The sequence below is a fragment of the Streptomyces sp. NPDC036984 genome (assembly GCF_055607665.1).
Genome location: NZ_JBVJRL010000020.1, coordinates 33,614 through 58,057 on the forward strand (window position 1 = coordinate 33,614; position 24,444 = coordinate 58,057).

General features: G+C 70.3%; 22 protein-coding genes and 2 riboswitches. Of the genes, 13 read left to right on the forward strand and 9 right to left on the reverse strand.

What is annotated here, in order from left to right; translation table 11 throughout:
• Positions 1–10 precede the first annotated feature (10 nt).
• A complete protein-coding gene (locus ACZ7DL_RS29675) occupies positions 11–223 on the forward strand; it encodes an EF-hand domain-containing protein (RefSeq protein WP_470778888.1) in 213 nt (70 codons plus the stop codon).
• Between the two features lie 185 nt (positions 224–408).
• Here ACZ7DL_RS29675 and ACZ7DL_RS29680 read toward each other — a convergent pair whose 3' ends face one another.
• The 3 genes from ACZ7DL_RS29680 to ACZ7DL_RS29690 all read right to left on the reverse strand — a co-directional run bounded on the left by ACZ7DL_RS29680 (position 409) and on the right by ACZ7DL_RS29690 (position 3,144).
• Positions 409–963 (reverse strand): GH25 family lysozyme, encoded by a 555-nt coding sequence (locus ACZ7DL_RS29680; RefSeq protein ID WP_470778752.1) that lies wholly within the window; start codon positions 961–963, stop codon positions 409–411.
• Between the two features lie 36 nt (positions 964–999).
• Positions 1,000–2,031, reverse strand: a complete 1,032-nt coding sequence (locus tag ACZ7DL_RS29685; RefSeq protein WP_470778754.1) for a phosphatidylinositol-specific phospholipase C domain-containing protein — start codon at positions 2,029–2,031, stop codon at positions 1,000–1,002.
• Between the two features lie 105 nt (positions 2,032–2,136).
• A complete protein-coding gene (locus tag ACZ7DL_RS29690) occupies positions 2,137–3,144 on the reverse strand; it encodes a helix-turn-helix transcriptional regulator (RefSeq protein WP_470778755.1) in 1,008 nt (335 codons plus the stop codon).
• Between the two features lie 457 nt (positions 3,145–3,601).
• Between ACZ7DL_RS29690 and ACZ7DL_RS29695 the strand changes: the two genes are divergently transcribed.
• The gene (locus ACZ7DL_RS29695) at positions 3,602–5,353 is read left to right on the forward strand and encodes a M28 family peptidase (RefSeq protein WP_470778890.1); all 1,752 of its coding nucleotides are present in this window, start codon (positions 3,602–3,604) and stop codon (positions 5,351–5,353) included.
• 333 nt (positions 5,354–5,686) lie between these two features.
• On the opposite strand, the gene ACZ7DL_RS29700 is transcribed toward ACZ7DL_RS29695, so the two are convergent.
• The 4 genes from ACZ7DL_RS29700 to gcvT all read right to left on the reverse strand — a co-directional run bounded on the left by ACZ7DL_RS29700 (position 5,687) and on the right by gcvT (position 10,075).
• The gene (locus ACZ7DL_RS29700; protein ID WP_470778756.1) at positions 5,687–7,054 is read right to left on the reverse strand and encodes an L-serine ammonia-lyase; all 1,368 of its coding nucleotides are present in this window, start codon (positions 7,052–7,054) and stop codon (positions 5,687–5,689) included.
• 116 nt (positions 7,055–7,170) lie between these two features.
• The gene (glyA, locus tag ACZ7DL_RS29705; RefSeq protein WP_470778759.1) at positions 7,171–8,448 is read right to left on the reverse strand and encodes a serine hydroxymethyltransferase; all 1,278 of its coding nucleotides are present in this window, start codon (positions 8,446–8,448) and stop codon (positions 7,171–7,173) included.
• A gap of 14 nt (positions 8,449–8,462) precedes the next feature.
• Complete coding sequence (gene gcvH, locus ACZ7DL_RS29710) at positions 8,463–8,840, reverse strand: glycine cleavage system protein GcvH (protein ID WP_470778762.1); 378 nt, start codon at positions 8,838–8,840, stop codon at positions 8,463–8,465.
• Between the two features lie 116 nt (positions 8,841–8,956).
• On the reverse strand, positions 8,957–10,075 hold the full coding sequence (gcvT, locus tag ACZ7DL_RS29715; RefSeq protein ID WP_470778764.1) for a glycine cleavage system aminomethyltransferase GcvT: 1,119 nt from the start codon (positions 10,073–10,075) through the stop codon (positions 8,957–8,959).
• A 79-nt stretch (positions 10,076–10,154) separates the two neighbouring features.
• Positions 10,155–10,267, reverse strand: a riboswitch (glycine riboswitch).
• Positions 10,268–10,365: riboswitch (glycine riboswitch) on the reverse strand. It lies immediately after the preceding riboswitch.
• A gap of 180 nt (positions 10,366–10,545) precedes the next feature.
• Here gcvT and ACZ7DL_RS29720 point away from each other — a divergent pair.
• From ACZ7DL_RS29720 to ACZ7DL_RS29760, 9 genes are all read left to right on the forward strand, one after another.
• Positions 10,546–11,232, forward strand: coding sequence for an AAA family ATPase (locus tag ACZ7DL_RS29720; RefSeq protein ID WP_470778766.1), 687 nt, complete (start codon positions 10,546–10,548; stop codon positions 11,230–11,232).
• A gap of 91 nt (positions 11,233–11,323) precedes the next feature.
• Positions 11,324–12,115, forward strand: coding sequence for an enhanced serine sensitivity protein SseB (locus tag ACZ7DL_RS29725; protein ID WP_470778767.1), 792 nt, complete (start codon positions 11,324–11,326; stop codon positions 12,113–12,115).
• 214 nt (positions 12,116–12,329) lie between these two features.
• Positions 12,330–13,094: an enhanced serine sensitivity protein SseB C-terminal domain-containing protein gene (locus tag ACZ7DL_RS29730; protein WP_470778892.1), complete on the forward strand. Its 765-nt coding sequence runs from the start codon at positions 12,330–12,332 to the stop codon at positions 13,092–13,094.
• Between the two features lie 351 nt (positions 13,095–13,445).
• Positions 13,446–14,444 carry an ABC transporter permease gene (locus ACZ7DL_RS29735; protein ID WP_470778768.1) on the forward strand — a complete coding sequence of 333 codons (999 nt, stop codon included), beginning with the start codon at positions 13,446–13,448 and terminating at the stop codon, positions 14,442–14,444.
• Positions 14,445–14,499: 55 nt separating this feature from the next.
• A complete protein-coding gene (locus ACZ7DL_RS29740) occupies positions 14,500–16,251 on the forward strand; it encodes an ABC transporter substrate-binding protein (protein ID WP_470778769.1) in 1,752 nt (583 codons plus the stop codon).
• 72 nt (positions 16,252–16,323) lie between these two features.
• Positions 16,324–17,331: an ABC transporter permease gene (locus ACZ7DL_RS29745; protein ID WP_470778771.1), complete on the forward strand. Its 1,008-nt coding sequence runs from the start codon at positions 16,324–16,326 to the stop codon at positions 17,329–17,331.
• The gene (locus ACZ7DL_RS29750) at positions 17,328–18,422 is read left to right on the forward strand and encodes an ABC transporter ATP-binding protein (RefSeq protein ID WP_470778773.1); all 1,095 of its coding nucleotides are present in this window, start codon (positions 17,328–17,330) and stop codon (positions 18,420–18,422) included. Before ACZ7DL_RS29745 ends, ACZ7DL_RS29750 begins: the two co-directional genes overlap by 4 nt.
• Positions 18,419–19,810, forward strand: coding sequence for an ABC transporter ATP-binding protein (locus ACZ7DL_RS29755; protein ID WP_470778775.1), 1,392 nt, complete (start codon positions 18,419–18,421; stop codon positions 19,808–19,810). Before ACZ7DL_RS29750 ends, ACZ7DL_RS29755 begins: the two co-directional genes overlap by 4 nt.
• A gap of 103 nt (positions 19,811–19,913) precedes the next feature.
• A complete protein-coding gene (locus ACZ7DL_RS29760) occupies positions 19,914–20,573 on the forward strand; it encodes a trimeric intracellular cation channel family protein (protein WP_470778776.1) in 660 nt (219 codons plus the stop codon).
• Here the strand turns inward: ACZ7DL_RS29760 and ACZ7DL_RS29765 are convergent.
• Entirely contained in the window at positions 20,482–21,741 is a 1,260-nt protein-coding gene (locus ACZ7DL_RS29765; protein WP_470778777.1) for an alpha/beta hydrolase, read from the reverse strand. The two genes, ACZ7DL_RS29760 and ACZ7DL_RS29765, sit on opposite strands and share 92 nt — an antisense overlap.
• 153 nt (positions 21,742–21,894) lie before the next feature.
• Between ACZ7DL_RS29765 and ACZ7DL_RS29770 the strand changes: the two genes are divergently transcribed.
• Positions 21,895–22,755 carry a thioesterase family protein gene (locus ACZ7DL_RS29770; protein WP_470778779.1) on the forward strand — a complete coding sequence of 287 codons (861 nt, stop codon included), beginning with the start codon at positions 21,895–21,897 and terminating at the stop codon, positions 22,753–22,755.
• Here the strand turns inward: ACZ7DL_RS29770 and ACZ7DL_RS29775 are convergent.
• Positions 22,742–23,341 carry a TIGR03086 family metal-binding protein gene (locus ACZ7DL_RS29775; RefSeq protein WP_470778781.1) on the reverse strand — a complete coding sequence of 200 codons (600 nt, stop codon included), beginning with the start codon at positions 23,339–23,341 and terminating at the stop codon, positions 22,742–22,744. The two genes, ACZ7DL_RS29770 and ACZ7DL_RS29775, sit on opposite strands and share 14 nt — an antisense overlap.
• 101 nt (positions 23,342–23,442) lie before the next feature.
• On the opposite strand from ACZ7DL_RS29775, the gene ACZ7DL_RS29780 reads away from it, so the two are divergent.
• Positions 23,443–24,420: a helix-turn-helix transcriptional regulator gene (locus tag ACZ7DL_RS29780; RefSeq protein ID WP_470778784.1), complete on the forward strand. Its 978-nt coding sequence runs from the start codon at positions 23,443–23,445 to the stop codon at positions 24,418–24,420.
• Positions 24,421–24,444: the final 24 nt, after the last annotated feature.

Here is a 24,444-nt window from a genome sequence, read left to right on the forward strand (position 1 = left end):
GGGCGGATCGGTGGCGGACATCGAGGAAGCACGCAAGCAGTTCCAGCGGATCGACGGAGACGGTGACGGATTCATCACCGCTGCCGAGTTCAAGTCCGCCCTGGCCCAGGAGGGCGACTGGAACGTCACCGAGGCGGTCGCCGAGGCCATCATCAAGAGCCGCGACCTCAACGGCGACAAGGTCCTGTCGTTCGACGAGTTCTGGGCCTACCTGAACAAGTGACGTGAAGGGGGACGCCCGGTGGGCGTCCCCCTCACCGTCGACTGCAAGGCGCCCGGCGAGCCGGCCCAGTCGTTCACCCAGAGCATTCCGAAGAGCGGCCTCACCGAGGGCGACAAGGTCAAGCTCAACACCACGTAGCCGGATGCGCCCGGCGGGCTGCCGGGCCCGAGGCTCGCGTCCGGCCCTCAGCGGGCGGCCCAGTCGCGCAGGTCGTCCTCGCCCGTGAACCGGGCCACGTCCTTGTCGTGGGGCTCGCTGGTGTACTGGTGGAACAGCCACTTCGCCTGGATGCGGGGTTTGCCGGCCTTGACGTAGTCGGCGATCCACAGCCCGTCCCCGGCGTACGAGGTGTCGTCGACGTTCAGCCAGAAGTGGCGGTTGCAGTAGAGGACGACCCGGTTGTGCGGCCGTAACTCCTTCAGCTTGCGGATGAAGCGGTCCTTCTCCGCGTTGCTCGCGTGCGTGCCCTCGGCCGTGTTCTCCCAGTCGACGGCGAGGACGTCGCCCGGGCGGTCGGGGGCGTGCCGGAGGAAGTACTCGGCCTGGGCGGTGAGGTGGCCGGGCCACAGGAAGTGGTAGAAGCCGACGACCAGGCGCGCGTCGCGGGCGGTCTTCGTCTGTGCGGTCAGCCGGGGATTGACGTACGAACGGCCCTCCGTCGCCTTGATGAAGACGAAGGAGAGGCCGTCCGTGGCATAGGAGGAGGACTGGTAGGCGCTCACGTCGATGCCATGCAGCATGGGGGTGTTGTGCCCGGTACGCCCGCTTCCGGAACCTCAGCCGCGGGCCGTCACCGAACTCAGCACGGACGCGGACTTCGCTGACCAGTCGGACGTGATCAGGCTCGCGTGATCCTTGGCCAGCAGGGCCAGCCGGGCGGCGACTTCGGCGTCCGTCGGGTTGGTGGAGGAGATCGCCGGGGGGACGTTGTGGGCGTCCGTGGCGATCAGGATGTAGTGGTTCGCGGAGTAGAACGAGGTGGCGTAGCCGTTGTCGACGTAGGTGGCCGCGTCACCGTCGAAGAACACGAACCAGGGGCGGATCGAGGCGTCGTAGCGGCTGGTGCGCGGGTCGCCGTTCGCGGCACCCAGGACGGCCGGGAAGGCCTCGGCCGAGGAGATGCGGCCGGCCGCGTGGAGGTCGCGCAGGTGGTCGCCGTACTCCTCGTCCGTCCAGTAGCTGTCGAACGGGTTGGCCTGCTCCACCGTGCCGGGGATCAGGTGGAAGAGGAACTTGCCCCTGAGCGCGTCACGGGCGGGCCAGGCGTTCGCCTTCGCCGCCGCGTCCAGCGTGCCGTACGTCCCGCCGAGCAGGTCGGCAGGCTTGTAGACGCTGCTGCCCAGCTTCTGCGCGACGAGCGTGTCGAACTCGTCGGGTCCGAGGCCCGCCTTGTCGTTGAAGCCGGCCTTCATCTCGACCTTGACGACGATCGGCGGGTGGTCGGGGTGCAGCTGGTTCCAGGCCGCCATGTTGTCCAGGCAGCTGCCCAGGTCCTGGTTACGGCTCTTGCTGTACAGCTCGGCCGGGGTCTTCGCCGCCTCGCAGTTGTTGTCGTTGCCCAGCGGGTTGCTGTGGCTGACCCGCCAGCGGCGGCTGAGGCTGTCGACGTAGACGTCCAGCTCCAGCAGTGCGGCGCCGGAGTCCAACGCCTGTGCGAAGTATGCGTACTTGGTCTTCTCGTACGCGTTGTGCGTGCCGATCGCCGTCGTCTCGGAGAACGCCGGCGACGCCGCGTGGGCGTGGCCCGGCAGTACCGCCGGTACAAGGGCGGCGCCCACCAGCGCCGCCAGCCTTCTCATCGTGCGCATCCGACAACATCCTTTATCGCTGGCTGAGTTGGCGGAAGCGTAGAGCCGAGTGGTTACCGCGTGGTAGCCCCGTGGGGAACATCGGTCCCGACAGGGCCGTGCGGCTCAGCTGACCAGGCCGAGGCGGACGGCGGTCACCCCGGCCTCGAACCGGCTGGAGGTGCCGAGCTTCTCCATGATCTGGTTCATCAGGCGGCGCAGGGTGCGGTCCGAGCAGGCCAGCCGGCGGGCGATGGTCTCGTCCTTGGCGCCGGTGGCCAGCAGTGCCAGCACTTCGCGTTCCTGCGCGGACAGTTCGCATCCGGTGCGTCCGCGACCGGCGGGCCGCTCGGTGTGCGGACGGGCGAGGTCCCAGGAGTGGGTGAAGACTCTGACGAAGCACTGCGCGACGGGCGTGCTGTGCACGATGACGTCGCCGCCCTCCCCCTGCGGGCCCGGCCCCGCCCCGATGACGACGATCGTGCGGTCCATGATGTTCATGTGGAGCGGCACCGTCGCGGCGACCCGCACCTCGGCCCCGGCGTCGGCCAGCGCGTTCAGATAGCGGGCCGGCGCGGATGAGCGCAGGGCCTGCTGAGAGGTCAGCATGCGCATCCGGACGCCGTTCGCCACCATCTCCCGGTCCCGGACGAGACTGGCCTCCAGGACCTGCGCGTCCGGGAAGGAGTTGCGCATCACCAGGAACTCCTCCCGGCTGAGCGCATCCAGTTCCTCCAGCCGCTTCCGGGTGCGCTCGCGGTCGGTGAAGTACTCCGTCTCCACGGCTTCCCGGGCGTCGAGCCGGGGGGCCGCCAGCAAGGACAGGACATCCTCCATCGCCCGGGCGTCACGGCCGAGTCCCTCGACCGTCTCCCGCAGACGGCGCCGGTGCTCCAGGACGAGGTGGCGCAGGGCGTGCTCCGGAGGGCTGAGCCGCTCACCGCTCGGGTCCAGCAGCCGCCGGTCCACCAGCCACCGAGTCAACTCGGCTGGCATGCCGCCGAGTTGCTCCCTCTCGGCGGCGGGATCCCTCGCTCCCGACCTCGCGATCCGCTCCAGCAGGGCCATGTAGGCATCCTTCGCCTCGGAGTCCGTCGACCGCCTGCCCTGCGGAGGGTTCTGCGCCGCGTGCATGCGCGCACGATACGGGCGCCTCCTGCCGGAGACCAGAGAGGTGGATCCGGTCGTCTCGTGCGGGAGGCCGAGGGGTCGATATGGCCGACTCGTACGGAGGGTCAGAGAGGCGGATCCGGTCGTCTCGTGCGGGAGGCCGGAGGGGTCGATCCGGTCGCGTGGGCCGGCAGCCGGCCTGGCCAGGAGCGGACGTGCCGGTTTCGGACAGGGGCGGGCGGACCGCCCCGCCGTTAATCTCGTGGCCGCCCGCCCGAGTCCTCGGGGCCCCGGTGCGCCTCCCCGGCCGCGCATGCGCCGACGGCTGCCGAGGGGGCGGGCGCAACCTCCTGATCCGGCCGGTCCCGCAGAACAAGGCGTGACAGGTGATTGGCATGCGCATGCTCATATGGGCGAGGCGGCAGGCCCAACCGGATGCCGGCGCTCGCCCGCCGTTTCCTCAACCCCACAAGGAGACATGGTGCTACGGATACGAAGACTCTCCCTGGCAGGCCTCTCGCTGGTCACGGCCGCCGCGGGCCTCGCGGTGCTGCCCGCGAGCGCCGAGGCGGCCTCCGCGGGCCACCGCACGACGCCGGCCCCGGCCCTGACCGCGGCCGCACCCGACATCGACGTCACCAGAGTTCAGGCGCACCTCACCGAACTGAACGCCATAGCGAGCCGCAACGGCGGCACCCGCAGGTCGACCGGCCAGGGCTACCGCGACTCGGTCGCCTATGTGAAGGGCAAGCTCCAGGCGGCCGGTTACACCGTCACCGAGCAGCCCTGCACCTCCGGCTGCACCAGCGGCGCCGGCCCCAACCTGATCGCCGAATGGCCCCAGGGCGACGCGTCGAAGGTGTACATGTTCGGCTCCCACCTGGACAGCGTCTCCGCCGGGCCCGGCATCAACGACAACGGCTCCGGCAGCGCGACCCTTCTGGAGGTCGCGCTGAAACTCGCCGAGACCCGTCCCTCCATGGCGGCGCGCGTCCGCTTCGGCTGGTGGACGGACGAGGAACAGGGCCTGAACGGCTCGGACTTCTACGTCCGCTCCCTGACCTCCGCCCAGCGCTCGGCGATCAAGGCGTACTACAACTTCGACATGGTCGCCTCGCCCAACGGCGGTTACTTCATCAACCACATCACCTCCACCGCCGCTGCGCCGATGAAGGCGTACTGGGACTCGCTGAACCTCCAGCCCGAGGAGAACACCGAGGGCGCGGGCCGCTCCGACGACTACTCCTTCGAGAATTACGGCATCCCCACCTCCGGCTACGCCATGGGGGCGAGCGCCCGCAAGACCTCGGCGCAGGCGGCCAAGTGGGGCGGCACGGCAGGCGCCGCGTACGACGGCTGCTACCACTCCTCCTGCGACACCACCAGCAACATCAACGCCACCGGGCTGAACCGCAGCGCCGACGGCGTCGCCTACACGCTGTGGAAGCAGGCGGTCTCGGACGGCACCCCGGCGAACGACTTCTCGATCTCGGCGAGCCCCGCCACGGGCAGCACCGACCCGGGCACCTCGCTGACCACCACGGTCTCCACGGCCACCACCAGCGGCTCGGCGCAGACGGTGAACCTGTCCGCCTCGGGTGCCCCGGCGGGTGTGACGGTCGCCTTCAGTCCGGCCTCGGTGACCTCCGGCGCCTCCTCCACGGCGACGATCTCCGTCGGTTCCTCCGTGCCGCCCGGCACGTACAGCCTCACGATCAGCGGCACCGGTTCCACCACGCACACCGCGCCGTACACGCTCAGCGTCAAGGGTGCGGGCGGCTGCACGGCAGCACAGGTGATCTCCAACGGTGGCTTCGAGAGCGGTACGTCGCCGTGGACGGGTGACACCGGTGCGATCGGTTCGTTCAGCGGCCAGTCCGCGCACTCCGGTTCGCGGTACGCGTGGCTGGCGGGCTACGGCTACGCGGCCACCGACACCATCAGCCAGACGGTGACCGTCCCGTCCGGCTGCACGAAGGCGACCCTGAGGTACTGGCTGCACATCGACACCGACGAGTCGGGTACGACGCCGTACGACACCTTCCAGGTCAAGGTCGACGGAACGGCGAAGCAGACGTACTCCAACGCCGACGCGGCCGCCGGATACACCGAACGCACCCTGGATCTGGGCCAGTACATCGGCCGGCAGATCACGCTGACCTTCGCCGCCACCGAGGACTCCAGCCTCCAGACCGGCTTCGTCGTCGACGACGCCACCCTGACGACCGGCTGACCCGCCCACGACACGGCGAGGGGAGGCGGATTCCCGGATCCGCCTCCCCTCGCCGCACGTCCGGCCGGACAGGCGGAGGCCGCGGCCTGCCGGACAGCCCGGCGGACCTTGCTGTGAGGGTCCGACGTCGAACCCGGCGGATCGGATCGACAAGCAGACCTCGACTGGCCTTGCGCAGGCTGTACTTCGCCGGTGAAACGTGAACCCCTGCCGGCGTGGCGCCGAGGACCGTCTCCGACATCGAGGCGGTCCCCGGCGCGGCCGAGCGTGACTCCGGCAGGCCGGACCTGACAGCGCCGGGAGATACGAACGCGCTGATCAGGCCCGGTTTGCTCAGCACTCGATGATGTTCACCGCGAGGCCGCCCCGCGCCGTCTCCTTGTACTTCACGCTCATGTCCGCGCCGGTGTCCTTCATGGTCTTGATGACCTTGTCCAGGGACACCTTGTGGGAGCCGTCGCCGCGCATCGCCATCTTCGCGGCCGTGACCGCCTTCACCGCGGCCATGCCGTTGCGCTCGATGCACGGGATCTGGACCAGGCCGCCGACCGGGTCGCAGGTCAGGCCGAGGTTGTGCTCCATGCCGATCTCGGCCGCGTTCTCCACCTGCTCGGGGGAGCCGCCGAGCACCTCGGCGAGGGCGCCCGCCGCCATGGAGCAGGCGGAGCCGACCTCGCCCTGGCAGCCGACCTCGGCGCCGGAGATGGAGGCGTTCTCCTTGAAGAGCATGCCGATCGCGCCGGCGGCCAGCAGGAAGCGGACCACGCCGTCCTCGTCGGCGCCGGGGACGAAGTTGATGTAGTAGTGCAGGACCGCCGGGATGATGCCGGCCGCGCCGTTGGTCGGGGCGGTGACGACCCGGCCGCCCGCCGCGTTCTCCTCGTTCACCGCCATCGCGTAGAGCGTGATCCACTCCATGGCGTGCGCCAGCGGGTCGCCCTCGGCGCGCAGCTGGCGGGCCGAGACGGCCGCGCGACGGCGGACCTTCAGCCCACCGGGCAGGATGCCCTCGCGGGACATGCCGCGCTGCACGCACTCGCGCATCACCCGCCAGATCTCCAGCAGACCCGCGCGGATCTCGTCCTCGGTGCGCCAGGCCCGCTCGTTCTCCAGCATCAGCGACGAGATCGACAGACCCGTCTCCTTCGTCAGGCGCAGCAGCTCGTCGCCCGTGCGGAAGGGGTACTTCAGGACCGTGTCGTCGAGCACGATGCGGTCCGCGCCCACCGCGTCCTCGTCCACCACGAAGCCGCCGCCGACCGAGTAGTACGTCTTGGACAGCAGCTCGGCGCCCGTGGCGTCGTACGCCCAGAGGGTCATGCCGTTCGCGTGGTACGGGAGCGCCTTGCGGCGGTGCAGCTTCAGGTCGGCGTCGAAGTCGAACGCGATCTCGTGCTCACCGAGCAGGCTCAGCCGCCCGGTCGTCCTGATGTCCTCCACCCGCTGGTCCGCCGTCTCCACGTCCACCGTGCGCGGCGAGGCGCCCTCCAGGCCGAGCAGCACGGCCTTGGGCGTGCCGTGGCCGTGGCCGGTCGCGCCGAGCGAGCCGTACAGCTCGGAACGTATCGACACGACGGATTCCAGCAGCTCTTCGTTGCGCAGGCGCCGCGCGAACATGCGTGCCGCGCGCATCGGGCCGACCGTGTGGGAGCTGGACGGGCCGATGCCGATCGAGAACAGGTCGAAGACCGAGATGGCCACGGGTGACTCCTCAATACGGGGGTGGTGCAAAAGGTGGTGCAAAAAGGGCGGTACAGGGGCGCGGGCACCGCGCACGCCGCTACTTCCAGTGTGCGCGGTGCCCCGCGAAAGGTGACTTACTTGTTCAGACCCGGGTACAGCGGGTGCTTGTCGGCGAGCGCCTTCACGCGCGCCTTGAGGGCCTCCGCGTCGGCCGCCGCGAAGGGAGAGGGCGCCTTCAGCGCCTCGGCGATCACGTCCGCGACCTCGGCGAAGTCCTCGGCCGTGAAACCGCGGGTGGCCAGGGCCGGCGTACCGATCCGCAGGCCCGAGGTGACCATCGGCGGGCGCGGGTCGTTCGGGACGGCGTTGCGGTTGACCGTGATGCCGACCTCGTGGAGCCGGTCCTCGGCCTGCTGGCCGTCCAGCTCGGACTCGCGCAGGTCGACCAGGATCAGGTGCACGTCCGTGCCGCCGGAGAGCACGTTGATCCCGGCCTCGCGGGCGTCGGGTGCCGTCAGCCGCTCGGCGAGGATGCGGGCACCGTCCACGGTACGGCGCTGACGCTCCTTGAAGTCCTCGCTCGCCGCGATCTTGAAGGAGACCGCCTTGGCCGCGATCACGTGCTCCAGGGGGCCGCCCTGGAAGCCCGGGAAGACGGAGGAGTTCAGCTTCTTCGCGAACTCCTTCTTCGCGAGGATGATGCCGCCGCGCGGACCGCCGAGGGTCTTGTGGGTGGTGGAGGTGACCACGTCCGCGTACTCCACCGGGTTCGGGTGGAGACCGGCGGCGACCAGGCCCGCGAAGTGCGCCATGTCGACCCACAGGTACGCCTCGACCTCGTCGGCGATCCGGCGGAACTCGGCGAAGTCCAGCCGGCGCGGGTACGCCGACCAGCCCGCGATGATCACCTTCGGGCGGTGCTCCTTGGCGAGCCGCTCGACCTCGGCCATGTCGACCAGGCCGGCGTCGTCCACGTGGTAGGCGACCACGTCGAACTGCTTGCCGGAGAAGTTCAGGCGCATGCCGTGGGTCAGGTGGCCGCCGTGCGCCAGGTCCAGGCCGAGGATGGTGTCCCCGGGCTGGGCCAGCGCGAACAGGGCCGCCTGGTTCGCGGAGGCACCGGAGTGGGGCTGCACGTTGGCGTACTCGGCGCCGAACAGCTCCTTGATCCGGTCGATGGCGATCTGCTCGGCGACGTCGACGTGCTCGCAGCCGCCGTAGTAGCGGCGGCCCGGGTAGCCCTCGGCGTACTTGTTGGTCAGGACCGAGCCCTGGGCCTCCATCACCGCGAGCGGCGCGAAGTTCTCGGAGGCGATCATCTCCAGGGTCGACTGCTGGCGGCCGAGCTCGGCGTCGACCGCGGCGGCGATCTCCGGGTCCAGCTCGTGCAGGGACGTGTTCAGGACGGTCATACGGCTACGACTCCTCAGCCGGCGGAAAAGGCGGTGTACTCGTCGGCGGAGAGCAGCTCGGCCGGCTCCTCCGCGACACGTACCTTGAACAGCCAGCCGCCCTCGAAGGGGGCGGAGTTCACCAGCGACGGGTCGTTGACGACATCCTCGTTGACCTCGGTGACCTCACCGGTGACCGGCGAGTACAGGTCGGAGACCGACTTCGTCGACTCCAGCTCGCCGCAGGTCTCGCCCGCGGACACCGTCGCGCCGACCTCGGGGAGCTGGACGAAGACGACGTCACCGAGCGCGTTGGCCGCGTGCTCCGTGATACCGACCGTCGCGACGCCGTCCTCGGCGGCCGACAGCCACTCGTGCTCCTTGCTGTAGCGCAGCTGCTGGGGGTTGCTCATGGCCTGAATTCTCCTGTACGCGCGGGAGTGCTGATGAAGGGGGGACTACGGAAACTGCTCGTGAGCAGCGGAAATGTGCGCAGGGTCACGTCACGGGGACGGTCCGCGCTCAGTCTCTACTTCTGGCGCTTGTAGAACGGCAGCGCCACGACCTGGTACGGCTCGTGGCTGCCCCGGATGTCCACGCCGACGCCCTCGGTGCCCGGCGCCGCGTGGGCGGCGTCGACGTAGGCCATGGCGATCGGCTTGCCCAGGGTGGGGGAGGGGGCACCGGAGGTGACCTCGCCGATCACCTCGCCGCCCGCGACGACGGCGTACCCGGCGCGCGGCACCCGGCGGCCCTCGGCGACCAGCCCGACCAGCACCCGCGGAGGCTCGGCCGCGGCCCGCTCGGCGGCCTGCGCGAGCGCCTCGCGCCCGACGAAGTCGCCCTCCTTCTCGAACTTGACCACGCGGCCGAGCCCGGCGTCGAAGGGGGTGAGGGAGGTGGTCAGCTCGTGCCCGTACAGCGGCATGCCCGCCTCCAGGCGCAGCGTGTCCCGGCAGGACAGACCGCACGGGACCAGGCCGACGCCCTCGCCGGCCTCGGTCAGCGCCTGCCACAGCTGCACCGCGTGCTCCGGCTTCACGAACAGCTCGAAGCCGTCCTCGCCGGTGTAGCCCGTGCGGGCGATCAGCGCCGGGACGCCGGCGACCGTGCCGGGCAGGCCGGCGTAGTACTTCAGGCCGTCCAGGTCGGCGTCGGTGAGGGACTTCAGGATGCCGGGGGACTCCGGGCCCTGCACGGCGATGAGCGCGTACGCGTCCCGGTCGTCGCGGACCTCGGCGTCGAACCCGGCCGCCCGCTCGGTGAGCGCGTCCAGTACCACCTGGGCGTTGGAGGCGTTGGCCACGACCATGTACTCGGTCTCGGCCAGCCGGTAGACGATCAGGTCGTCCAGGATGCCGCCGTCGGCCTGGCAGATCATGGTGTAGCGGGCGCGGCCGACGCCGACGGAGGCGATGTTGCCGACCAGGGCGAAGTTCAGGAAGGCGGCGGCCTCGGCGCCGGTGACGGTGATCTCGCCCATGTGGGAGAGGTCGAAGAGACCGGCCTTCGTCCGCACGGCGATGTGCTCGTCGCGCTCGGAGCCGTAGCGCAGGGGCATGTCCCAGCCGGCGAAGTCGGTCATCGTCGCGCCGAGCGAACGATGCAGGGCATCGAGCGCGGTGTGGCGGAGTGCGGTACTGCTCATCGGTCGGTCGTCTCCCAAGGCGAATGATGGGGGCGCCCCCGCGCGAGCGAAGCCGAGCGTGGGGGAGGGCGAGGAACGTTCCTCCCCATCTGTCATCGGAACCTGAGAGGTTCGCCGAGACCGCCACAGGGACGATCACGGCTTGCACCTTGGGTGGGGCCGCTGTCGCAGCGGCCCGCTTTTCAGATGTGCCTCGCCCGCGCGGTAACGGTGCCTGAGAGATTCAAGGGAGGGACTTGCTCCTTCGGCGCCCCAGCGAAGGCTGCTGGGAACTCTCCCGCGCGGATTCAAACGGCCGGTATGCAGTTGGCGGGCACATCATTGCATGCCGCACCCCGGCCCGTCAGGGCCCCGCATCTGTAACCGAGCTGTGGCCGTACGCACACGGAACCGCCGACCTTCCCCATTACCTTCCCTTTACATAGAACGGGCATGGGGACGACCGAGGCCCACTGGGGAGGACGATCACGGTGAACAGGACCACGGCGTACGCCGGCGCCACCGCCACCGCCGCCGGCGCCGGCCTCTCGGTGTCGAAGCAGACCTGTGCCCCGGCCCGCGGGCGGCGCGCCGCCCGCCCGGTCCCGGTCGTCCGCGACCTGCGCGACCGGGCCGGCCGCAGCCCGCGCGCCCTGGTCTTCGAGCCGCGGGACGTGGTGGTGATCACCGGCCTGCCCGGCAGCGGCAAGTCCACGCTGATGCACCGCGCGGTCCCCGGCCGCCGCGTCGACTCCCAGGACACCCGCGACCGCTTCGCGGCCCGCCTGCCCCGCTTCCTGCCGTACGCGCTCTACCGCCCCCTGGTCCGCCTCGCCCACTACGCCGGCCTGCGCCGCGCGCTGCGCGCCGACGAGGGTGTCGTGGTGCACGACTGCGGCACCCAGGCGTGGGTGCGCGCCTGGCTCGCCCGCGAGGCCCGGCGCCGCGGCGGCACCCTGCGCCTGCTGCTCCTCGACGTCACCCCCGACACGGCCCGGAAGGGCCAGCGCGAGCGCGGCCGGGGTGTCTCCCGCTTCGCCTTCCGCCGCCACCGCCGGACGACCGCCCGGCTGCTCGGCGCGGTGGAGCGGGGCGAGCTGCCCGCGGGCTGCGGTTCGGCGGTGCTGCTGGACCGGGCCGCGGCGGACACCCTGCACCGCATAGATTTCACCGCGTAGATCGCTCCGGGCGGGCGGGACACCGGCCCCTGTCACAGCCACCCGCTAGCCTTCATGCTCACAGCAGTGGTTCCCAGCAGGCGGTAGGCAGATGGACTTTCCGGCGGACTTTCCCGCGGACTTCCCGGCACAGGCGCACCCCCACCCGCACGGCGGTTGGCCCGGCAACGAGCTGGAGGAGGTGCTGTCGGCCTCCCTCGGCGTCCCCTCGGCGGGCGGCCGGATCATCGAGGTGCTCGGCCGGAGCTTTCTGTGGATACCGCTGCCCAACGGCGGAGGCCCGGACAGCGGCTCGCTGGACCTGCCGACGATGGACCTCGACGGCCAGGCGTACGTCCCGGTGTTCAGCTCCGAGGAGCAGCTGCGCCAGGCCGCCGGTCCCCACATGTCGTACACCATCGCCCCCGCCGTGGAGTTCGCCCGGGGCCTGCCCCCGCAGGTGGGCATGGCCGTGAACCCGGGCGGTGTGGTCGGCATCCCGCTGCCGCCGGAGGCCGTGGCCGAGCTGTGCCGTGCGGGCCGCACCCCGCTCGACGGCCCCAGCAGCGGCGGCAGGGTCCGCCTCTTGGAGCCCGACTGGCAGGACGACCCGGTCGACTTCCTCTCCGCCGCCTCCGCCGAGTTCGCCGAGATCGGCGTGGTCCTCACCGCCCGCCGCTGCCTGGCCGCCATCGAGACGGCCGACCCGGTGATGTTCGTGGGCGTCGAACTCTCCCAGCGGGAGGGCGACCTGCGGGCCCTGCCCCTGGAGGCCCTGGGCAGGGCACTCGGCAGGGCCCCGGTCACATGGCCGGTCAACCTCGTGCTCCTGGACGTGGCCCAGGACCCGGTGGCGGACTGGATGAAGACGAACGTCCGGCCGTTCTATCAGTACGGCCCCTGATCGGCCGCCCAGTGGGGCGACCGACCGAGGGGCGCGGGGCTGTGTCCCGATATGCGGCTCCGCCGCGGGGCGCGAGAAACCACCACACACCCGTACTCGCGCACGACCGCGAGGCCCCGAGCTCTTGGGCGCTTAAGCTGTGTCCAAACGCGGGGCAAGGATCGAAGGGGCGGTAAGACAGGTGAGCGCGAGCCCAAGCGGCAGCGTCGAGCACATGCTGCGCCAGGTCACGCCCGGACGCTACGACGCCTACGAGGCCTTGTTGCGCGCCCTCGCCACCCCGTCCTCCGGTCAGATCTGGATGCTCCTGTGGCACGGCCAGGCCGGCTCCCCGGACGCCCAGTACGGGGACATGGAGGTGGACGGCTTCCACTACGCCCCCTGCGTGACCTCCGCCCAGGAGCTGTCGGCCAGTGGCTGGAACCGCTCCTATGAAGTGGTCGACGGCCTGGACGTGGCCCGCACCCTCTACCCGGACCACTACGGCCTCTGGCTCAACCCGCACGCCCAGGGCGGCGGAGTCGGCATCCCCTGGCTCGATCTGCGCCGCATCGCCACCGGCCTGGACCGGCAGCCCGCCGGCCCGCTCCGCCTGTCGGAGCCCGGCATCGAGATCCCGCAGTTCTACGCCCTGCTCGCGCAGAACGCGCACCGCACCCCCGCGCTCCGCTCGCTGCGCCGCGCCTGGGTGCAGCCCGCGCTCGGAGCGCCGTACCTCGCCATCGGCCTGGACGTGTACGAGACCTCGCCGGCCGCGGTCGACTCGGTGCGCGCGATGATGCAGCAGTCCGTCGGCGCGGTCCCGGAGGGGCTGCCGGTGTCGACGGTCGCGATGACCGACGACCACGACCCGGTGGTGATGTGGATGCGGGTCAACGCGCGCCCCTTCTACGACCGCGAGGCGCACGCCCCGGTACCGCAGCTCCAGGCTCCGCCGGCCGCCGGGTACGGCTACCCGCCGGCGCACGGCGGCTACTGACCAAAGGGCCCCTGCGCCGGGCCGTTTGGGGCCGGGGTGCAGAATTTACACGGCCGACATACATCTGCGCGCGTAGACATCTGCCGTACGTCCCGAACCGCGCAAATTCTTCCTTCTGCCCCAACTGGACCATGTCCGGGGGGCGTTACCCACTGTTCGGATAACGGAATCCCCCGGACTGCATCACGGTTGCGCATACTTTCGCCGCCAGATCTGGCGGGTGATCGCAGCCACGCTGAAGACTCGCGACTCAGACACGAGGTCGAGACCTCGTGATCGTTGGCAAGTCGACAAAGCCGCAATCCGCGGCAGGCGCAGGCCGGTCACCACCGGCGAGAGGGGTCGCTCACCGTGACCGCACCGATCGAGACCACCGGGGCGGCAGCCGAGGCGCAGCCGGAGGCTGTGCTGGAGGGTGCCGGTAAGGGGCAGATCGAGGGTCGTTCCCTGGGCCAGATCGCCTGGACCCGGTTCAAGAAGGACAGGGTCGCCGTCGCGGGTGGCGTCATCGTGATCCTGCTGATCCTCGTGGCGATCCTCTCGCGCCCCCTCCAGGCCATGTTCGGGCTCGACCCCAACGCCTTCAACCAGGACCTGATCAGCCCGGACACCTCGCTGCCCAAGGGCAGTTGGGGTGGCGTCAGCCTCGACCACCCGCTCGGCGTGGACCCGAAGTTCGGCCGGGACATCGCCACCCGCGTCCTGGAGGGCTCCTGGGTGTCGCTGGTGGTCGCCTTCGGCGCCACGATCCTGTCCAACGTGATCGGCGCCGTCATGGGCGTCATCGCGGGCTACTACGGCGGACGGGTGGACTCGATCATCAGCCGGCTGATGGACACGTTCCTCGCCTTCCCCCTCCTGCTGTTCGCCATCTCCATCTCCGCCACGCTCCAGGGCGGCGCGTTCGGCCTGGACGGACTGCCGCTCCACCTGAGCGTGCTCATCTTCGTCATCGGCTTCTTCAACTGGCCGTACCTGGGCCGTATCGTGCGCGGCCAGACCCTCGCCCTGCGCGAGCGCGAGTTCGTCGACGCCTCCCGGGGCATGGGCGCCAAGGCTCCGTACATCCTGTTCCGGGAGCTGATGCCCAACCTGGTCGGCCCGATCATCGTCTATTCGACGCTGCTCATCCCGACCAACATCCTCTTCGAGGCGTCCCTGAGCTTCCTCGGCGTCGGTATCCAGCCCCCGCAGGCATCGTGGGGCGGCATGCTCCGTGAAGCGGTCACCTTCTACCAGGTCGACCCCATGTTCATGATCGTCCCTGGTCTCGCCATCTTCGTGACCGTCCTGGCCTTCAACCTGCTCGGTGACGGTCTCCGCGATGCTCTCGACCCGCGCAGCCGCTGACGCCTGCTGCGGAGAGCCCGAAAAGTTTCCAACAATGGAGGGGAAAGCGCCCATCATGCGAAGGTCAGCGCTGGCCGCGATCGCGGCCGTCGGCTCCGCCAGCCTGCTTCTTGCGGGTTGCAGCAAGGCCGATGACAACAAGAACGAGAACGGCACCAAGTCGGCCGGGGCCAACGCCGCGACCAAGGGCGTCGTCAACGCGTCCGACAAGAAGGGCGGCACGCTCACCTACGAGCTGTCCGACGTCCCGGACTCGTTCGACCCGGGCAACACGTACTACGCGTACATGTACAACCTCAGCCGGCTGTGGGCTCGCCCGCTGATGACCTTCAAGCCGGGCCCCGGCGAGGAGGGCAACACCCTCGTCCCGGACCTCGCGGAGGGCAAGGGCGTTCCGAGCGACGGCGGCAAGACCTGGACGTACAAACTGCGTCCGGGCCTGAAGTACGAGGACGGCGCGCCGATCACCTCGAAGGACGTCAAGTACGCCGTCGAGCGCTCCAACTTCGCGCGTGACGTGCTCTCCCTCGGCCCGAACTACTTCCAGCAGTTCCTGGCCGGCGGCGACAAGTACAAGGGCCCGTACAAGGACAAGAGCGACAAGGGCCTGTCCTCGATCGAGACGCCGGACGACACCACGGTCGTCTTCCACCTGAAGCAGGCCTTCCAGGAGTTCGACTACCTGGTCGCCGCCCCGCAGACGGCCCCGGTGCCCAAGGCCAAGGACACCGGCGTCGACTACGTCAAGCACATCGTCTCCTCGGGCTCGTACAAGTTCCAGAGCTACACGGAGGGCCAGCAGGCCGTTCTCGTCCGCAACGAGAACTGGGACGCGAAGACCGACCCGCTGCGCAAGCAGCTGCCGGAAAAGATCGTCGTCAAGCTGAAGGTCAACCCGGAGACGATCGACAAGGACGTCCTCGCGGGCAACGCGATCGACCTCGGCGGCACCGGTGTCCAGGCCGCGACGCAGGCCCAGGTGGTCACCGACACCGCGAAGAAGGCCAACACGGACAACACCTACGGTGGCCGTCTGGTCTACCTGGCGATCAACACCAAGGTCGCGCCGTTCGACAAGGTCGAGTGCCGCAAGGCCGTCCAGTACGCCATCGACAAGGTCTCGGTGCAGACCGCCGAGGGCGGCCCGATCCGCGGTGAGATCGCCTCCACGGTCCTGCCGCCGGACATCCCCGGCTACGCGAAGGCCGACGCCTACGCCACCTCGGGCAGCAAGGGCGACGCCGCCAAGGCCAAGGAGCAGCTGAAGGCCTGCGGCAAGACGTCGATCTCGACCAACATCTCGGCCCGTTCGGACCGTCCGCAGGAGATCGACGCCGCCACGGCGATCATCGCCTCGCTGAAGAAGGTCGGCATCAACGCCACCCTCAAGCAGTACCCGTCCGGTAAGTACTTCACCGACTACGCGGGCGTGCCGAAGTTCACCAAGAAGCAGAACATCGGCCTGGAGATGATGCAGTGGGGCGCCGACTGGCCCTCCGGCTACGGCTTCCTCCAGCAGATCCTGAACGGCAAGGCGATCAGCCAGTCCGGCAACACCAACCTGTCGCAGTACGACAGCAAGGAAGTCAACGACCTGCTGTCCAAGGCGATCGGCACTCAGGACACCACTGAGCGCAACAGCCTCTACACGCAGATCGACAAGAAGACCATGGACGACGCCGTCCTCGTCCCGCTGACCTACTTCAAGGTCCTGCTGGCCCGCCCGCAGAGCTACACCAACCTGGTTTCCACGGCGGCCTTCAGCGGTCAGTACGACTACCTCAACATCGGCGTCGCGTCGAAGTAGCAGCCCCGGAAGGCAGGTGAAGGCATTGGTGCCCGCGGGCTTCGCGGCCCGCGGGCACCAGCGCCGATCCCCGTGATCTCGTACATCCTCCGCCGGACGTTCGCGGCAGTGATCCTGCTGCTGGTCGTCTCCGCGGTCACCTTTGCCATCTTCTTCCTGCTGCCACGGCTCGCCGGCCAGACAGCGGACCAGCTGGCGCAGCAGTACATCGGCAAGAGCCCGTCGAAGGCGGACATCGCCGCGGTCAAGCACAACCTCGGTCTGGACCAGCCCGTCTACGTCCAGTACTGGCACTTCATCAAGGGGATCGTGGCCGGCGCCGACTACAACCTCGGGCCCACCACGGTGCACTGCGACGTGCCCTGCTTCGGCTACTCCTTCAAGGACCACGTCCCGGTCTGGCCGCAGCTCACCTCGCGCATTCCGATCACCCTCTCGCTGGCCGCGGGCGCGGCCGTGCTGTGGCTCGTCTCGGGTGTGGTCATCGGTGTCATCTCCGCGCTGAAGCCGCGCTCGATCTTCGACCGCACCTTCATGGGCATCGCACTCGCCGGTGTCTCGCTGCCCATGTTCTTCACGGGGAACCTGGCGATCCTGCTCTTCGTCTTCAAGTGGCCGATCTTCGGACGCGACTACGTCCCGTTCACCGAGAACCCCGAGCAGTGGGCCAACACCCTCTTCCCGGCGTGGTGTTCGCTGGCGCTGCTGTACTCCGCCATCTACGCCCGGCTCACCCGCTCGGGCATGCTGGAGACGATGAACGAGGACTTCATCCGCACGGCCCGCGCCAAGGGCCTGCGCGAGCGCAACGTCGTGGTCCGGCACGGTCTGCGCGCGGCCCTCACCCCGATCATCACCGTGTTCGGCATGGACCTCGGTCTGCTGCTCGGCGGCGCCGTGATCACCGAGAGCGTCTTCTCGCTGGGCGGCATCGGCCAGTACGCCGTGCAGGGCATCACCGACAACGACCTGCCCAAGATCCTCGGCGTGACCCTGCTCGCCGCCTTCTTCGTCGTGATCGCAAATCTTGTGGTGGACGTGCTCTACGCCGCCGCCGACCCGCGCGTGAGGCTCTCGTGACCGAACTCTCCAAGACCGGCGCCGCGGTGGGCGAGCCCACCGACTCCGGCAAGGCGCCCGACGCCTTCCTGGAGGTCCGCGACCTCAAGGTGCACTTCCCGACCGACGACGGTCTGGTCAAGTCCGTCGACGGGCTGAACTTCTCGCTGGAGAAGGGCCGGACCCTCGCCATCGTGGGCGAGTCCGGCTCCGGCAAGTCGGTCACCTCGCTCGCCATCATGGGCCTGCACCGGCTCGGCGCGCGCGGCAAGAACGTGCAGATGTCCGGTGAGATCTGGCTGGACGGCAAGGAACTGGTCTCCGCCGCCCCGGACGAGGTGCGCAAGCTCCGCGGCCGGGAGATGGCGATGATCTTCCAGGACCCGCTGTCCGCGATGCACCCCTATTACAAGATCGGCGACCAGATCGTCGAGGCGTACCGGGTGCACCACAGCGTCAGCAAGAAGGTCGCCCGCAAGCGGGCCATCGAGATGCTCGACCGCGTCGGCATCCCCGAGCCCGCCAAGCGCGTCGACGGCTACCCGCACGAGTTCTCCGGCGGTATGCGCCAGCGCGCCATGATCGCCATGGCGTTGGTGAACAACCCCGAGCTGCTCATCGCGGACGAGCCGACCACCGCCCTCGACGTGACCGTCCAGGCGCAGATCCTCGACCTGATCCGGGATCTCCAGAAGGAGTTCGGCTCCGCGGTCATCATGATCACCCACGACCTCGGTGTGGTCGCCGAGATCGCCGACGACGTCCTCGTGATGTACGGCGGCCGGTGCGTGGAGCGCGGTCCGGCCGACGAGGTCTTCGAACAGCCGCAGCACCCCTACACCTGGGGCCTGCTCGGCTCGATGCCCCGCATCGACCGCGAGACCTCCGAACGGCTCATCCCGGTCAAGGGCTCGCCGCCGAGCCTCATCAACGTCCCCTCGGGCTGCGCCTTCCACCCGCGCTGCCCGTACGCGGACATCCCCAAGGGGAACGTCACCCGCACGGTGCGCCCCGAGCTGGAGCAGGTGAGCACCGGGCACTGGTCCGCCTGCCACCTCTCGGCCGAGGACCGCCAGCGGATCTGGACCGAAGAGATTGCGCCGAAGCTGTGAGTGAGACCAAGAAGACGGACACGGCCGCCGAGGCGGCGGTCCCGAAGCAGGCGTCGGCTCCCGAGGACCGTGACGTGCTGCTCAAGGTCGAGGGCCTGACCAAGCACTTCCCGATCAAGAAGGGCATCCTGCAGCGCCAGGTCGGTGCCGTGAAGGCCGTCGACGGCATCGACTTCGAGGTGCGCAAGGGCGAGACCCTGGGCGTGGTCGGCGAGTCGGGCTGCGGCAAGTCGACCATGGGCCGGGTCATCACCCGGCTCCAGGACCCGACGGGCGGCCGGATCACCTTCGAGGGCCGGGACATCACGCGGCTCGGCACCGGGCAGATGCGCCCGCTGCGCCGCGACATCCAGATGATCTTCCAGGACCCGTACGGCTCCCTGAACCCCCGCCACACCATCGGCTCGATCGTCTCGGCGCCCTTCCGGCTCCAGGGCGTGGAGCCGGAGGGCGGGGTGAAGAAGGAGGTCCAGCGGCTGCTGGAGCTGGTGGGCCTCAGCCCCGAGCACTTCAACCGCTACCCGCACGAGTTCTCCGGCGGTCAGCGCCAGCGCATCGGCATCGCCCGCGCGCTCGCCCTGAAGCCGAAGCTGGTCGTCGCGGACGAGCCGGTCTCCGCGCTGGACGTGTCGATCCAGGCGCAGGTCGTGAACCTCATGGACGACCTCCAGGAGGAACTGGGCCTCACCTACGTGATCATCGCCCACGACCTCTCCGTGGTCCGCCATGTCTCGGACCGCATCGCGGTGATGTACCTCGGCAAGATCGTGGAAATCGCCGACCGCACCTCGCTGTACGAGGCGCCGATGCACCCGTACACCAAGGCGCTGATGTCCGCGGTGCCGGTGCCGGACCCGACGCGCCGGGGCCAGAAGAGCGAGCGCATCCTGCTCCGCGGCGACGTCCCGTCCCCGATCGCCCCGCCCTCCGGCTGCCGCTTCCACACCCGCTGCTGGAAGGCGACGGAGATCTGCAAGACGACCGAGCCCCAGCTCGTGGAGCTGAGGCCGGGTCAGCGGGTGGCCTGCCACCACCCGGAGAACTTCGCCGACCAGGCCCCGCAGGACACGGTCCTGCTGTCGGCGGCGAAGAAGGCGTCGGAGCTGGTACCGGACGCGGAGCAGCAGAAGAAGCCGGCCGCCACCGAGGAGCCGGCCGCCACCGAGAAGCCGGCCGCCACCGAGAAGCCGACCGAGGCCGAGGAGCCGACCGAGGCCGAGGCGACGGCGGTTTCCGAGGAGACGGCGGCTGCGGCCTCCGAGGAGACGGCGGCGTCCGAGAAGCCTGCGGCTTCTGAAGAGACCCCGGCTTCCGAAGAGACCCCGGCCTCCGAGGAGCCCGCGGCCTCTGACGCGACCCCGGCCGCCGAGAAGTCGACCGACAAGTAGCGCATACGGATCCGAGCGGGAGAGTGCCGTACTCTCCCGCTCGACCATGCCCGTCAACCTGGCTTTGTAAGGTTTGCGCGCGCTGACGGGTGAGAATGTCAGGGTGCAGCTCCAGCAACTCTTCAGTCCCTCCGTCCAGCACACGCTCGACCTGGTCGGCATCTTCGTCTTCGCGATCTCCGGCGCGCTGCTGGCCGTCCGGAAGAACTTCGACGTCTTCGGCATCGCCGTCCTCGCCGAGGTCACCGCGCTGGGCGGCGGACTGTTCCGCGACCTGATCATCGGAGCCGTACCCCCGGCCGCCTTCACGGACCTCGGGTACTTCGTCACCCCGCTGCTCGCCACGCTCGTCGTCTTCTTCCTGCACCCGCACGTGGAGCGCATCCAGGCGGCGGTGCTCGTCTTCGACGCGGCCGGCCTCGGCCTGTTCTGTGTCAGCGGTACGACGAAGGCGTACAGCTACGGCCTCGGCCTGACCGCGTCGGCGACGCTGGGCCTCGCGACCGCCGTCGGCGGCGGTGTGCTGCGCGACGTGCTGGCGAACGAGGTGCCCTCGCTGCTGCGCTGGGACCGCGATCTGTACGCGGTCCCGGCGATCGTCGGCGCCACGATGATCGTCCTGTGCATCCGCTACGACGCCCTGACCCCGTTCACCTCCGGCCTCGCGGTCGTCACGGCTTTCGTACTGCGCCTGCTCGCGATGCGGTTCCACTGGCGAGCGCCGCGTGCGTGGAACCGCCGGTCGACGGTGAGGGAGGAGTAGCCCCGGCGGGGGACCCGACGACGGACCCGTCCTGGCCCTTGGCGCGGCTCTGCCCCATCTGGAGGGTCAGCCAGCGGAAGACCGTGGGCACCTGGGGCCGCCACAGCGCCATGGTGTGACCGCCCGCGCTGCGCGGCAGGAACACCACGCGCACGGTGGTCGGCGCCTTGGCGATGGACTCCAGAGCCAGGCCCGCCTGGTAACCGTCGCCGGACTCGCCGGAGAGGTACAGCGCGACCGGGGGCGGTACGGCCGCCTTCTGCAGCAGCAGGTAGGGGTTGTTCGCGGCCCGCAGCGCGGGCGACTGGGCGGCGAGGGAGTTGCGTTCGCCGATCGGGTCGTTGTAGCCGGACATGCTCACCGCCGCCCGGTACCGGTCGGGGTGGGCCACGGCCAGCTTGACCGCGCAGTGCGCGCCGGCCGAGTAGCCGGCCACCGCCCAGCCCTGGGGGGCCGGCTGGGCCCGGAAGTTGTCCATGACCATCTTGGGCACGTCGACGCTGAGCCAGCTGTCGGCGTTGACCTGTCCCGGGATGTTGGCGCAGCCGGTGTCCACGCCGGCCAGCAGGTTGGTGCGCGGGGCGACCAGGATGAACGGCGCCACCTGGCCGTTCTCCATCAGCGGCAGCAGCTGCTCATGGGTCTGCATCGCCCCGAACCACGCTTTCGCGGAACCGGGGTAGCCCGGCAGCAGCTCCACCACCGGGAACTTCTTGTGGCGGTAGGCCGGGTCGTCGTACTGCGGCGGCAGCCAGACGTAGACCTCGGCGTTCACCCCGGAGACCCGGCCCTTGAGCTGGGTGACGCGCACTCCGCCGGCCGTGCGCATGCCGGGGCCGTCCGCCGCCGCGAAGGTCTGTCTCACCTTGGGCAACCGTTTCACCGAGATGCCGCCGGTGCCGTCCCGGCCGAGGTCGGCGGCCTGCTGGACGTGGTTGCCGGTGCCGAGCAGGTCGGCCCAGTTGTCGTACAGGTTGTTCTGGTTGTTGACCAGCACGAAGACCAGGGTGACGGCCGTGCCCTGGGCGAACAGCAGCATCAGCACCCGGGCCGCGGCCCGCAGCGGCCGGGGCCCGCGCATCCGCGACCACAGGACGAGCGGCAGTATCAGGGCGACCACGGACAGCACGATGGTCATGTAGAGGAACGGAGTCCCGGTGAGGCTCATGTCCCCATAGAGGGAGATCGGCCGCCCGGGGTTGAGGACGTGTCCGGACACTTACCGAGAAATTGCCGGAACCTCACCCGGAGGCTGGATCATGTCATCTGCCCGTCACACAAAAAGCTACCGCTTAGTAGTTTTCTGCTGTACCGTTCAGCCATGCCAGAAGCAGCTTCCGTCCCCGCCGTGCGAGCCGTGATCGGTGACAGCGAGTTCGACCGCGACACGGCGGTCACCCGGCGCGAGCCCGGCGTCTACGACATCGACCTCTCCGCCGGCTGGACCATCATCAGCGCCGTCAACGGCGGTTACCTGCTGGCCGTGCTCGGCCGGGCCCTCGCGGACACCCTCCCGCACCCGGACCCCTTCACCATCTCCGCGCACTACCTGACCGCCTCCCAGCCCGGCCCGGCGGTCGTCCGCACCGAGACCGTGCGCACCGGCCGGACCCTGTCGACCGGCCAGGCCTCGCTCTTCCAGTACGACGCCGAGGGCAACGAGGTGGAACGCATCCGCGTCCTCGCCTCCTACGGCGACCTCGCCACCCTCCCCGACGACGTCCGTACGACGGCCACCCCGCCCCCCATCCCGCCCATGGACCAGTGCTTCGGCCCCGAGGACGGGCCGGCCCCGGTCGACGGCAGCTCCGCCATCGCCGACCGGCTGATGCTCAAGCTGGACCCCGCCACCCTCGGCTGGGCGCTCGGCGCTCCTTCCGGCAAGGGCGAGATGCGCGCCTGGTTCGGCCTCGCCGACGGCCGCGACGCCGACCCGTTCTCGCTGCTGCTCGCGGTCGACGCCCTCCCGCCCACCGCCTTCGAGATCGGTCTGAAGGGCTGGGTCCCGACGGTGGAACTCACCGTCCACGTCCGCCACCGCCCGGCCCCCGGCCCGCTGCGGGTGTCGATCACCACCCGCAACCTCGCCGGCGGCTTCCTGGAGGAGGACGCCGAGGTGTGGGACAGCGAGGACCGTCTGGTCGCCCAGTCCCGCCAGCTGGCCCGGGTCAGGCTCGGCTGAGCGGCTCCCGCCCCAGCCAGGCCGCCAGCCGCTCGTAGGCGCCGGCCCCCGCCGGTGCCTCGCGGCGGGCGCCGAAGGGCGTCTCCGCGTCCCGGGGACGGGAGTCCGGCAGCACCGCGCGGGCCGTGGCGAGCGCGAACTCGGCCAGCTCCGGGTCGAGTTCCCGCCGGTCGCCGATCGCCTCGGCGAGGTCCCAGGTGTGCGTGACGATCTCCATGACGTAGCCCGACAGTGCCGCGTGGCCGGGGACCTCGCCCCAGGGCACGCGCACCGCGGCCGCCATCCGCTCGTCGCTCTCCCAGGCCTTCAGGACGCGGACCCGCACCTCGTCGTAGGCCGCGGCCCAGCCGTCGTCCTCGACGCCCTCGGCGGACGGGTGCACGGCGAGCCCGTCGCCGCCCTCGCCCACCACCGCGATCCGCCGGGTGCCGCCGACGATGTGGCTCAGCAGACCCCGGACGTCGAACTCGGAACACGGCGTCGGCCGGGTCAGGTCTTCGGGGCGCACGTTCTTGATCAGGGCTGCCGCCTGCTCGGTGGCGCGGACGTAGAGGGGGCGAGGGTCGATGAACTCGGTGCTGGTCATGGTGTGCCTCTCCGTGGGTCGGTGGGGCGAGCATGCCCGGATAACCTGACACCTTCCGTCAACATTTGCGCGGGGCCTCGCGACGGCGGGATCCTGAGCGCGTGAAGTCCGACCGGCTGCTGTCGATCCTGCTGCTCCTCCAGACCCGGGGCCGTGTCCCCGCGCCCGAACTCGCCGACCGGCTGGAGGTGTCGGTCCGCACCATCTACCGGGACGTCGAGGCGCTGTCCGCCGCCGGCGTCCCGGTGTACGCCGAGCGCGGACGGCACGGCGGCATCGAACTCCTCCCCGGCTTCCGCACCGACGTCACGGGGCTGACCGCCGACGAGTCCCGCGCCCTGTTCGTCCTGGCCGCGCAGGGCACCCATGCCGCGCTCGGCCTCGACGCGGCCCTCGGCTCGGCCCTGCGCAAGGTGATGGCCGCGCTCCCGGCGCCGTACCGGCCCGCCGCCGAGGTGACCAGCCGGCGCATCCTGGTCGACGCCACCCGCTGGCTGAGCGGTCCGCGGCAGGCCGTCGACCTGGAGGCGCTCCAGGACGCGGTGTTCTCCGACCGGCGCGTGCGGCTGCGGTACCGGCACAGCGGGGAGCGGGAGCCTCGGACGTACACCGTGGATCCGTACGGCCTCGTCGCCAAGGCCGGGGTCTGGTACCTGGTCGCCGACCAGCGGGGCCGGCCGCGCCTCTTCCGCGCCGACCGGGTGCGCTCGGCCCGGCTGCTGGACGAGCCCGTACGGCGCCGGGCCGGGGCCGAACTCGCCGATGTCTGGGAGGTGTTGCGCCGACAGGTGGAGGAGCGGGAGGGCGGCGTCGAGGTCACCGTCCGGGTGCCGCGCGAGCTGGTCGACATGTTCCAGAGGATGACCGCCGCCCAGCTGACGGGCCCCCTCGACGACGACGGCGTGGGCGAGTGGGTCACCGCCCGGCTGACCTACCCGCTGCTGCGCGCCGTACGCCAACTGCTCGCGCTCTCCGACCGGGTGGAGGTCCTCGACCCGCCGGAAGCCCGCGCGGAGCTGCTGGCGGGCGCCCGCTCGGTCACGGCTCTGTATCAGGGGGCGGAGCGGACGGACGCCTGAAACCCGAGGCGGGACAGGGGGCTT